At 56.1% G+C, this 12,032-nt stretch carries 7 protein-coding genes; 6 read left to right on the top strand and 1 reads right to left on the bottom strand.

Annotated features, from left to right (window positions below; all coding sequences use genetic code 11):
* Window positions 1-602, top strand: a 602-nt coding sequence (locus V7730_RS15785; RefSeq protein ID WP_335748562.1) for a hypothetical protein, incomplete at its 5' end; no start/stop codon positions are given.
* Here the strand turns inward: V7730_RS15785 and V7730_RS15780 are convergent.
* On the bottom strand, window positions 580-2,202 hold the full coding sequence (locus V7730_RS15780) for an FMN-binding glutamate synthase family protein (RefSeq protein ID WP_335748561.1): 1,623 nt from the start codon (window positions 2,200-2,202) through the stop codon (window positions 580-582). The two genes, V7730_RS15785 and V7730_RS15780, sit on opposite strands and share 23 nt — an antisense overlap.
* Window positions 2,203-2,609: 407 nt before the next feature.
* Here V7730_RS15780 and V7730_RS15775 point away from each other — a divergent pair, with 407 nt between their 5' ends.
* The 5 genes from V7730_RS15775 to V7730_RS15755 all read left to right on the top strand — a co-directional run bounded on the left by V7730_RS15775 (window position 2,610) and on the right by V7730_RS15755 (window position 12,022).
* The gene (locus tag V7730_RS15775; protein WP_335748560.1) at window positions 2,610-3,581 is read left to right on the top strand and encodes a TAXI family TRAP transporter solute-binding subunit; all 972 of its coding nucleotides are present in this window, start codon (window positions 2,610-2,612) and stop codon (window positions 3,579-3,581) included.
* A 123-nt stretch (window positions 3,582-3,704) separates the two neighbouring features.
* The gene (locus tag V7730_RS15770) at window positions 3,705-6,449 is read left to right on the top strand and encodes a TRAP transporter permease (RefSeq protein WP_335748559.1); all 2,745 of its coding nucleotides are present in this window, start codon (window positions 3,705-3,707) and stop codon (window positions 6,447-6,449) included.
* Between the two features lie 138 nt (window positions 6,450-6,587).
* Window positions 6,588-7,709, top strand: coding sequence for a carbon-nitrogen hydrolase family protein (locus V7730_RS15765; RefSeq protein WP_335748558.1), 1,122 nt, complete (start codon window positions 6,588-6,590; stop codon window positions 7,707-7,709).
* An 84-nt stretch (window positions 7,710-7,793) separates the two neighbouring features.
* On the top strand, window positions 7,794-10,541 hold the full coding sequence (locus tag V7730_RS15760) for an aminotransferase class I/II-fold pyridoxal phosphate-dependent enzyme (RefSeq protein ID WP_335748557.1): 2,748 nt from the start codon (window positions 7,794-7,796) through the stop codon (window positions 10,539-10,541).
* 23 nt (window positions 10,542-10,564) lie between these two features.
* Window positions 10,565-12,022, top strand: a complete 1,458-nt coding sequence (locus tag V7730_RS15755; protein ID WP_335748556.1) for a biotin carboxylase — start codon at window positions 10,565-10,567, stop codon at window positions 12,020-12,022.
* The last annotated feature ends 10 nt before the right edge of the window (window positions 12,023-12,032 follow it).

Here is a 12,032-nt window from a genome sequence, read left to right as displayed (position 1 = left end):
GTTCGGGTTGGATACATCTTAGCACGCTGTCCAATTTTGCCGGACCACTTCAGGCTTCGGCAAAGGTGATGGGAACGCAGGTGCATCTGCCTCCCAATATCAATGTGAAAGCAGGGCAGGCCGTGGCGGTCAGCGGTTTCTGGAGCGGTGCACAGGTTATCACTACAAAGCTGCGCCGGATCGAATGGCAGGGTTTCGCCCAATTGGTTGGCGCGTTCGATGAAGCGGACCTGCTCCAGATCGGCGGCACCGAAGTTGTGGGTGCTCAAACACCCCAAGACGGTTTTAGTGGCCATATCTGGATGCTGAGCGGGGCGCCGAAGAAAGGGCAACTGCAAGTGCGGTTGATGGCGAAAGGCTTGTTCGGCGGAGCTGTCGATCTGGCCCTATGGCAGGGCTATGCATCGCTTCCGATTGCCTCACAAACCTACATGATGCACGGTACCAATATTGTTGGTACCGCCCGCGATGCCCAGATGCCGCCGCCCGGCACGTTGGTTACACGCTGCGCGCTGGGGGGGCGGGTGGTGACCGAAGCACCCGAAAGGCTGGAGGCGGCCTTTGCCCTGCTTGATTGCGCTAGACATATTCCGGCGGATTAAAGGTCTCGGCATTGGCGCGGGACCAGCGATCTTTATAACCCATGTGATCTGCGGCATGATCGTCTACCAGAAACCCTTCTGGCAGGTACGGGAACGCCTGATTGCCCTGCACCATCGAACGGTCAGACTGCCGCTGCATCAGGTGGTGGGGCAAGAAATCAGTTGGTTGGGAAAGGCCTGCGGCACCCGTCATCTCACCCAATGCTTTGAGCGTGTTGCGGTGAAAGCGCGCTACCCGCACCGATTTGTGAAGCGGATCAAGCGCACGTGCGCGCAGCGGATCTTGCGTGGCAACGCCTACGGGGCAGTGGTTTGTGTGGCAGGCCTGCGCCTGAATGCAGCCTATCGCAAACATAAAGCCGCGTGCGGAGTTGCACCAATCCGCCCCCAGCGCCAAAGCGCGTGCGATATCAAAGGCCGAGACTATCTTGCCCGCTGCGCCCAGTTTGATCTGGTCGCGAATACCCGCGCCCCGCAGGGTGTTATGCACAAAGGTCAGCCCTTCGACCATCGGCATACCGACGTGGTTGGCAAACTCCAGCGGGGCAGCACCTGTGCCACCTTCGGTGCCGTCTACCACGATAAAGTCCGGGATAATGCCGGTGACGAGCATGGCTTTAACCATGCACATAAACTCGCGCTGGTGACCAATACACAGCTTGAAGCCTACCGGCTTACCGCCTGACAGCTCTCTCAACTTGCCCAAAAACTCCATCATCTCGAGCGGTGTCGAAAAGGCAGAATGTGACGCGGGAGAGATACAGTCCTGACCCATCGGCACGCCGCGCGCTTCCGAGATTTCTTCGGTTATCTTCGCCGCAGGAAGCATCCCGCCATGACCGGGCTTTGCCCCCTGAGACAGTTTCACCTCAACCATTTTGATCTGGTCGCTCGCCGCTTGCTCCGCGAATTTCTCAGGGCTGAACTGTCCATCCTCGGTCCGGCAGCCGAAATAGCCAGACCCAATCTCGTAGATCAGGTCGCCGCCTGCTTCGCGGTGATAGCGGCTGATCCCGCCCTCGCCTGTATCATGGGCAAACCCACCCTTTGCCGCGCCCTTGTTCAACGCGGAAATCGCATTCGCCGAGAGTGAGCCAAAGCTCATCGCAGAGATATTATAGATGGAGGCAAGATACGGCTGCTTGCACTCCTTGCCGCCGATGGTGATGCGGAAATCCGTGTCAGTAATGTGCTTCGGCTGCACCGAATGGGTGACCCAGCTATAGCCTGCATCATAGACTCGCATCCGCGTACCAAAAGGGCGGGCGTCCTCTTGCCCCTTCGCGCGTTGGTAGACAAGTGATCGTGCATCTCGGCTAAATGGTTCCTCGTCCTGATCGTTTTCAATCAGGTACTGGCGGATCTCGGGCCGGATACCTTCGAACAAAAACCGCATGTGTCCGAGCACCGGATAGTTGCGCAGGATCGAATGCGAAGGCTGCCGGACATCTTGAATTCCCAAGGCTGACAGCGCCCCGAAGAACACGAGCGGCAGCACAAACCACCCCGACCAGACAAGCGTCGCAATAAGGCTGATGACAGCAAGAACCACCACCCCCGCAAAGGTACTGAAACGGGTGAGGTTGGACAAATCTTGCATTCAGGTCTCCGGAATAATCTGGGTTGGATAGCGTGCATAGGTTTAGAGCGTATTAAGCGGCGGCTTGGCAAGGGTTAGCGGAGCAGTTGACGTGACTGTTATTTGGGTCAATCCGATTCTGTTTTCGCAATAAATCGGCACAATAAACACTGGAAAAATATTTATAATCAACGGCATGCAGGGAAATCGGGTTAACCATGAGGGAATGCTTGCTCATTTTTGAAAAGCTGCCTAGGCTTAAACAGGATTTCGGAGAAAGCGCCAAAAAAGGCGCTGAAACCGGAGCGGATATTTGGCGAAATTGGAGCCAACCCACAGCATCGTGGGTGGCGGAGTTTCACAGGATTTCCAAAAAGACGAGGCGGCGACCCTCGCCGCGCTTAAGTATAAAAACGGGAGATTTCACTATGAAAATGTTCAAGACGATGACCGTTGCAGGAGCCTTTGCCGGCGCGATGCTGGCGGGAACTGCGTCCTTTGCGCAAGAGAAATTCATCACTATCGGTACGGGTGGTCAGACCGGTGTTTACTTTGTTGTGGGCCAGTCGATCTGCCGCTTGGTTAACCGCGGTTCTGCCGATCACGGTTTGAAGTGTACCGCGCCATCGACAGGTGGTTCGATTGCCAACATCAACGCCATCAAGGCGGGTGATATGGACATGGGTGTGGCCCAGTCTGACTGGCAGCATCACGCGTATAATGGCACATCTAAATTCGAGGGTGACAAGTTTGACAAGCTGCGCGCGGTGTTCTCCGTGCATGGTGAGCCGTTTAACGTGATCGCGCGCAAAGACAGCGGCATCAAAGCGTTCGATGATCTCAAGGGCAAGCGCGTCAACATCGGCAACCCTGGCTCCGGCCAGCGTGCAACGATGGAAGTTGTGATGGCGGCCAAAGGTTGGACGCTTGATGACTTCGCACTGGCGTCCGAGCTGAAGCCGGCCGAGCAGGCCGCGGCGCTGGGCGATAACAAAGTCGATGCGATCATCTACACGGTTGGCCACCCCAACGGCTCCATCCAGGAAGCGGTTTCCACAATTGATGCCGAGCTGATCACTGTTGCCGGTCCCGAGATTGACGGGCTGATCAACGATAATCCGTTCTATGCGGCAGCCACCGTTCCCGGCGGCATGTACAAAGGCACGGATGCCGATGTGAACACCTTTGGTGTGAAGGCGACGTTTGTGTCCTCTTCAGATGTGGACGAAGAGACAATCTATCAGACTGTCAAAGCTGTGTTTGATAACTTTGACCGCTTCAAAGGTCTGCACCCTGCTTTCGCAGACCTGAAAGAAGAAGACATGATTTCTGCTGGTTTGTCTGCGCCACTGCATGACGGCGCTGCGAAGTACTACAAAGAGCGTGGCTGGATCGAATAAGCACCGCGACTATGACTAAACAGAGCGGCGGATAGGTCTATCTGCCGCTCTGACGGCTTCGCGTTCAAACGCGAAGACCAGCACGCGCCTTGAAAGGTGCGGCATTCAACAGGGGACATTGTCATGACGGACCAACAACAAGCAGCAGCTGTAGAAGCCGAAGCCGCAGGGCGCGGTGGACTGGACCAAACCGAGCTTGACGAACTTGTCGCCTCCTCTGATACGGGCGGACGGTCAGTAGGTGGTCCGGTAGGCGTTTTGTTGATGCTGACAGCGTTGGCATGGTCCTTGTTCCAGCTTTATATTGCCTCTCCCTTCGGTCTGTTCAACGACACGCTGGCCCGCTCTATCCATCTTGGATTTGCTGTATTCCTTGGCATTCTTGCCTTCCCTGCCGCGCGCACAAAATTTCAAATCACTCTGGGCATCGTGGTGCCTTTGGCCCTTGCGGCTCTGTTTATGGTCGCTGCCAAAGACGGAGTTGCCGTCTGGTGGATTCCGATCCCCGCCATTGCTGTCGCGGCCACCGTTGTTCTTGGCTCACCCAAGTCGCGCATTCCGGTTTGGGAATGGGCGCTGGCCATCGCTGGCGCACTTGCGGCGCTTTATCTGTTCTTCTTCTACCGAGACATTGCAGACCGCGTCGGTGCGCCGATTATGCAGGACTATGTGGTCGCGGTGATCGGCATTATGATCCTTCTTGAGGCGACGCGTCGGGCTTTGGGTCCTGCGCTGATGATCGTTGCTTCGGTCTTTCTTATGTACACTGTGTTGGGGCCGAATATGCCCAGCATCATTGCCCACAAAGGCAACAGCCTGTCCGAGATCGTGAACCATCAGTGGATCACCACCGAGGGTGTGTTCGGCATCGCGCTGGGTGTTTCGACCTCGTTCGTGTTCCTGTTTGTGTTGTTCGGCTCATTGCTCGACCGCGCAGGCGCGGGCAACTATTTCATCCAAGTGGCGTTCAGCCTGATGGGGCATATGAAGGGCGGACCGGCTAAGGCCGCTGTCGTGTCCTCTGCCATGACGGGGCTGATCTCCGGTTCTTCTATCGCGAACGTGGTGACAACGGGGACGTTCACGATCCCGCTGATGAAGAAAGTGGGCTTCAGCTCTGAAAAGGCTGGCGCGGTTGAGGTGGCCTCATCGGTCAACGGCCAAATCATGCCGCCTGTTATGGGGGCTGCGGCCTTCTTGATGGTTGAATATGTGGGCATTCCCTACTTCGATGTGGTCAAACATGCGTTTCTGCCTGCGGTGATTTCCTACATCGCGCTTGTCTATATCGTGCACCTTGAGGCGCTGAAGGCCGGCATGGAAGGGCTTCCGCGCGCGACAGTGCCAAAGCCATGGGTCGCATGGCTTATGTCTATTGCGTTTACCATCGCTGTGATCTGCGCGCTGAGCTTTGGTGTCTATTACCTGATGGGCTGGATTCGTCCCGCGTTCCCCGAGACCGCTGGCTACATCATCTTTGTCTTCCTGACCTCTGTGTACACGGGGCTTCTTTATGTCGCCTCGAAGGAAAAGCCGCTTGAGCTGGATGACCCGGAGGCGCCAGTGACAACGCTTCCGTTGCCGGGTCCGACGATCCGCTCGGGATTGCATTTCATCTTGCCGGTTGTGGTGCTGGTCTGGGCGCTGATGATTGATCGTCTATCGCCCGGCCTGTCAGCGTTTTGGGCGACGTCCTACATGGTGTTTATTCTGGTTACCCAACGCCCGCTCATGGCAATCTTTCGTGGGCAGAGCCAGCTTGGCAATGATATCAAGGACGGGCTGCTGGACTTGGTTGACGGTTTGGTTACCGGCGCGCGCAACATGATTGGGATCGGTATTGCAACAGCGACGGCGGGTATCATTGTCGGCTCCGTGAGCCAGACAGGCGTAGGTGCGGCCCTTGCTGATGTGGTAGAAGTACTGTCGGGCGGTAATATCCTCGCCATTCTTGCGCTGACGGCTGTACTGTCTTTGATCCTAGGGATGGGCCTGCCGACCACAGCGAACTACATTGTTGTGTCCGCGCTGTTGGCGCCTGTGATTGTGACTCTTGGCCAGCAGAACGGTCTGATTGTGCCGTTGATTGCTGTCCACCTGTTCGTTTTCTACTTCGGTATCATGGCGGATGTGACGCCACCGGTTGGGCTTGCTTCCTTTGCGGCGGCGGCTGTTTCGGGCGGTGATCCGATCAAAACCGGCGTAGTTGCATTCTTCTACTCGCTGCGCACGGCGGCGCTTCCGTTCCTATTTATCTTCAACACCGAGCTATTGCTGATCAACGTGACGTGGGCGCAGGGCATATTCGTCTTTATCGTGGCTACGGTTGCCATGCTGCTCTTTGCGGCGGCGACCCAAGGTTGGTTCCTTGCCAAAAACCGTTTTTACGAAACGATTGCCCTACTGCTGATTGCTTTCACGTTGTTCCGTCCAGGGTTCTGGATGGACATGATCGTGCCGCCCTATTCCGAGGTCGCCGCTGCTGAGATCGCGCAGGCGGCACAGGATACGCCAGCGGGCGAGACTCTGCGCCTGCGTGTGTCGGGTGTGAACGATCTGGGTGATCCGTTGGAATTTGTGGCGCTTTTGCCGATGGGTGAAGGGGCTACCGGCGAAGAACGGCTTGATAACGCAGGTCTGGTTTTCCGGCAGGATGGCGATAAACTGATCATTGATGACGTGGCCTATAACTCTGCGGCGCAGGGTGCTGGGCTTGATTGGGATCAGGAGGTGCTTCGCGTGCTTAAACCAGAGCCGCAACCAAGCAAGTATCTGATGTTCTTGCCTGCGTTGCTGCTGTTGGCAGGGGTTGTGATGTTACAGAGGGGCCGGAATGCGCGCGCTCCTCGCAAGATGGCGGCGGCATGAAATTACCCGTGCAATGATGACATATGTGATGTGTTGCTCCGTTACGGCAGAAGCCCGTTTGAATGGTTCCACTCTTGTTATAAAGGGCGTAAAGACCATTTTAAACGGCCAGAGCCGTTGTTTCTGGAGTGAACAGTTATGACCCCTTTCGCAATTGCTGGCGTGCAAATGCATGTCAATGCCCTCGAATCAAACGTTGATGGGATGCTTCAGCGTCTCGACCTCCTGATGATACGCTTTCCATGGACCCAGATGGTCCTGTTTTCCGAACTGGCGGCATTTGGCCCGCTGGACCAATACGCCTTGCCGCCGGAAAACGAAACGCTGGAACGTTTTCAGGCTGCTGCGGTTAAGCACCATGTCTGGCTGATCCCCGGATCGATGTTTATCACCGATCCGGAAGACGGACGTACCTATAATACCTCCGTCGTAATCAACCCGCAGGGCGAGATCATCCGCCGGTATGCCAAGATGTTCCCATTCCGCCCTTATGAGGCCGGCGTCGCGGCGGGTACTGAATTTTGCGTGTTCGATGTGCCGGATGTTGGCCGCTTCGGCCTGTCGATTTGTTACGATATGTGGTTCCCTGAAACCACCCGTCAACTGACATCGCAGGGCGTCGAAGTGTTGCTACACCCGGTGCTGACCGGCACGACGGACCGCGATGCCGAGCTTGCCATCGCCCGTGCAACTGCCGTGCAGTTCCAATGCTATGTCATTGATGTGAATGGTCTGGGCGCGGGTGGTATCGGCAAATCCTGTGTGGTTGATCCTACTTCGATGGTGTTGCACCAATCGGGCGGCCAAGAGGATATGTTTCCAATCGAGATCGACCTCGATATGGTGCGACGTCAGCGGGAAACCGGTATGAAAGGTCTGGGCCAAGTGCTCAAATCTTTCCGCGACCGGTCGACGGATTTCTCTGTTTATGACCGCGCCAGTGGCACAGATGAATACCTCAAAACGCTGGGACCGCTCGAGATACCTCACAAGGGGACTAAAGCAGGCATTGATACGCTGACGCCCGAGATGCGGGTGCCGTACCCTCAGCTGTCAACGGGTTCGGACATTAATCCCGGATTTGCCCACAAAGTGCTGCCTGCCTTCCCGGACGAGCCTTTGCCAAACCCCTCTGCAGGTACTGCTATACCAACGGAGGAAATCGTACCCACCGGCGCGCCAGTCACGGCAATGCCGACCCCCCCCGTCAAACCCGGTATTCTGACCGGGTCGTCGGTGAATGATACATCCAGCGGCTAGGGTTGTATGCAGGCGGGACTGGCGCCATACTTGTCCTGCCCTCATCGCACACCCCGGCCGCGTTTACTCAGCGGAGAACGACCGATGCATGCGATGAGAGACTATTCGTCAGCGATACAGCTGCGATCCGACCGTTGGAGCGCCCTGCGCGAAGCGACAAGCGCACTGACCCGTAGCCCTAGTGCCGGCGAAGCGTCACAGCTACGCGGCACTATTGAAAATCTTTTCGACTCACTTGGAACGATGGAAGCCTATTGGGCTTTTCCGGGCAAACATGCCTTTTCACTGATCCGGCGGCATTTCGATCAGGGTAAGCTTGACGATGTCAGCTTTGCCGTGAACCGTATTACACGGGCGCTGACCACTGGTGCGTACCGCCGCCGCCACATCCCGCTTGAGCGCGACAGCGTCGATCAGGATGAACAGGATGACGAGGCCCACCAAAGCCTTGAGATGCGGGCGTTATCCAAGCCGTATTTTGAAGTGCTGGTCGTCGATAGCGTTAATGAGCATCAGGAGCGCTGGCTCAAGACCAACGTGACCGGTATGCGCCGCGCCGAAGACCAGTTTATCTACGAAGCCGTAGTTGTTCCGTCGATTGAGGATGCGCTGATCGCGGTGCTGTTCAACCACAATATTCAAGCCATCGTAGTGCGCCCCGGGTTGGTGCTGCATTCGGACAAGGTCGAAGAAATTCTACATCGCTACCTCGCCCGTGCCGGTGGCCGTGAGGAAATCGACGTGATCCCACCGGAAAACTACGGCCCCGAGCTGTGCCGCATGATCGCAAAGGTCCGGCCAGAACTGGATGCCTATCTGGTAACGGAACGGTCGGTCGAAGATATCGCGGGCCTTGATCTGGGGATTTGCAGACGTGTCTTTTACAACTCCGAAGACTTCATGGAGCTGCACCTGAACATTCTGCGTGGCGTGCAGGCGCGGAACAAATCACCGTTCTTTACGGCGCTGGTAGAATACTCCAAGCAGCCGACCGGCGTTTTCCACGCGATGCCGATCAGCCGCGGCAAGTCCATCACCCGATCTCACTGGATTCAGGACATGGGCGCGTTTTACGGGCCGAATATCTTTCTGGCGGAAACCTCTGCCACGTCTGGCGGGCTCGACAGCCTGCTGGAGCCCAGCGGCCCGATTAAGGAAGCGCAAGAGCTTGCGTCGCGCGCGTTCGGGTCCAAGCAGACGTTCTTTGCGACCAACGGCACATCGACCTGTAACAAGATTGTCGTGCAGGCGTTGTTGCAGCCGGGTGATATTGTGCTGGTGGACCGCGATTGCCACAAATCCCACCACTACGGCATGGTGCTGGCCGGCGCGCAGGTGAGCTATCTTGATAGCTACCCGCTCAGCAAATATTCGATGTATGGTGCCGTGCCGCTGTCAGAGATCAAAGAGCGCCTTCTGGAGATGAAGGCGCAGGGTAAGCTGGACCGTGTGCGGATGCTGCTGCTGACGAACTGCACCTTTGACGGACTGGTTTATAACGTTGAGCGCGTGATGCAGGAATGTCTGGCGATCAAGCCGGACCTGATCTTCCTCTGGGACGAGGCGTGGTTCGCCTTTGCGCGCTTCAATCCCACGTACCGCCAGCGTACAGCAATGAACGCTGCCAACGTTCTGCGTGCCAAGTTCAAGACAGTTGCGCACCGCGACGCCTATGAGGCGCAGCAAGAAGAGCTGAAAGGAGCGGATCACGAAACCCTGATTAAGACGCGGCTGATTCCGCCGCCCACCGCGCGGGTGCGGGCGTACTCAACGCAATCGACGCATAAGACGCTAACATCGCTTCGGCAGGGTTCGATGATCCATGTCAACGATCAGGACTTTAAGGGCGAGGTAGAGCAGAGCTTCCACGAAGCTTACATGACCCACACTTCGACCTCTCCGAACTACCAGATCATTGCATCGCTCGATGTTGGTCGAAGACAGGTTGAGCTTGAGGGTTTCGAGTTTGTCCAACGCCAGATCGAAGCAGCCATGTCCATGCGCCGCGCGATTTCTGACCATCCGCTGTTGAAGAAGTATTTCAAGGTGCTGACCGCGGGCGATATGATCCCCGAAGAGCACCGCGAAAGTGGCGTGACCAGCTATTACGATGCAGAGCAAGGCTGGACCGATCTGTGGGATTGCTGGGAGCGTGATGAATTCGTGCTGGATGCGAGCCGCGTGACACTGCTGGTCGGTGGTACAGGCTGGGATGGCGATACCTTCAAGAACAAGGTCTTGATGGATAAATACGGCATCCAGATCAACAAAACCTCGCGCAATACAGTTCTGTTCATGACCAACATCGGGACAACACGCTCTAGCGTGGCCTACCTGATCGAAGTGCTGGTCGAGATTGCAAAATCACTGGATGAATTGAACGATGACGCGTCCGGCATGGAGAAGCTGGCCTTTGACAGGCGGGTCCACAACTTGCTGGAAAACTGCCCGCCGTTGCCGGACTTCAGCCGCTTTCACAAAGCGTTTCTGGAAAGCGGGAACAGCCGTGAAGGGGACATTCGTAAGGCGTTCTTCCTCGCTTACAATGACAAGAACTGCGATTATCTTGAGCTTGACGGATCGCTGAAAGAAGCGATGACGCAGGGCGAGACAATTGTTTCGGCCAGTTTTATCATACCTTATCCGCCCGGTTTTCCCATTCTTGTTCCGGGGCAGGTGATCAGTCAGGAAATCCTGTCGTTCATGCGCGCGCTCGACGTGAGCGAAATCCACGGCTATCGGCCCGATCTGGGCTTGCGCGTCTTTACGCAGGAAGCGTTGGAGGGCGCGACCGTACCACCCGTAAAATCATCCAAGAAAGCCTCGGCTTAATTATCAAGACAAGGAGCATACCAATGGCTACCGTTCTGAGAAACATTTCTGAAATCCGCCGGTTCTTTCACCGCAACGAAGATCCGATCTATTTCATCTCGGCGACCAACTTTAACCTGTTGGGTCTTGATGAATGGGTAAAGAATTTCAAATACATCTGCTACATTGACTGTTACGGCGGCAAGCACCCGAACGTGTTCTGCCCGTCTGAGCAGCCGCATGCAGAGTTCCAGTCCATCGAGGACATCAACAACTATCTGCTTCAGCACAAAGAAGTCATCGACTTCATCAAAAAGCGCGGCGGCAAGCCAAAATTCGTCTTCTTGATGTTCGACGAAGAGACAGAGCGTCTGTCAAAAGAGCTGGGCGCGGATGTGTGGTTCCCCAAGGCCAAGCTGCGCACAAAGATGGACAACAAGATCGAAACCGTGCGGATAGGCAATAAGGCTGGCGTGCCTTCGGTGCCAAATACGCTGGCGGAGGTGACTAGCTACGAAAACCTGCGCGAGACCTGTGATAAAGCAGGCCTTGGGCATGATCTGGTGCTGCAATCGGCCTTTGGTGACAGTGGTCACACCACTTTCTTCATCAAGAACGAAGCAGACTTCCGCCGCCACCAGTCCGAGATCATCGGCGAAGGCGAGATCAAAATCATGAAGCGGATCAGTTGCCGTGGTGCAGCGATCGAAGCTTGTGCGACCAAAGAAGGCACCATCGTTGGACCGTTGATGACCGAACTTGTCGGCTTTAACGAACTTACGCCTTATCGGGGCGGCTGGTGCGGCAACGAAATCCTGTCCACCGCCTTTCCGCCAAAGGTGCGCCAAAAGGCGCGTGACCTGACATTTAAGTTTGGCGAGCAGCTGCGTAAAGAAGGCTATCGCGGTTATTTCGAGCTCGACTTTCTGATTGATAAAAAGACTGGTGATCTTTGGCTGGGTGAATTGAACCCACGGATCACGGGGGCGTCTTCGATGACGAACCACGCGGCCTTTGCCCACGCAGATGCGCCGTTGTTCTTGTTCCACCTGCTGGAGTTCTCCAAGAAGAAATTCCAGCTCGACGTCGATGAATTGAATGCGCGTTGGGCGGAGCCGGACAACATCGACAGCTGGAGCCAGATGGTGATCAAGCACACCAAGGACAGCGTTGATATTTGCACCGAAGCGCCTGAGACAGGCATCTACAAGATGCGCGAAGACGGCTCGGTTGTGTGGGATCGTTTCGACTATCACCGGCGCGCGGTCGAGAGCGAGAATGAAGCCTTCTTCCTGCGTATCCTGCAACCGGGTGATTACCGCTATGAAGGGGCCGACATTGGCATCCTTGTGACGCGCGGTCGCTCCATGACGAAAAGCTTCCAGTTGAATGAGCGTGCGAAAAAGTGGATTCACGGGATCAAAAGCGCGGTAGAAGGCAAGCCGCTTCCGGTGGCCTCGGCTGATCCGCTGCTGTCTGATCCGGCGTTCAAGATCCTGTAAGAAAAATCCG

Source organism: Sulfitobacter sp., from assembly GCF_036961165.1.
In the GTDB taxonomy this organism is placed as follows: Bacteria; Pseudomonadota; Alphaproteobacteria; order Rhodobacterales; family Rhodobacteraceae; genus Sulfitobacter.
The sequence above is the reverse complement of the archived record's forward strand: the minus strand, read 5'-3'. Positions and strand labels throughout refer to the sequence as shown.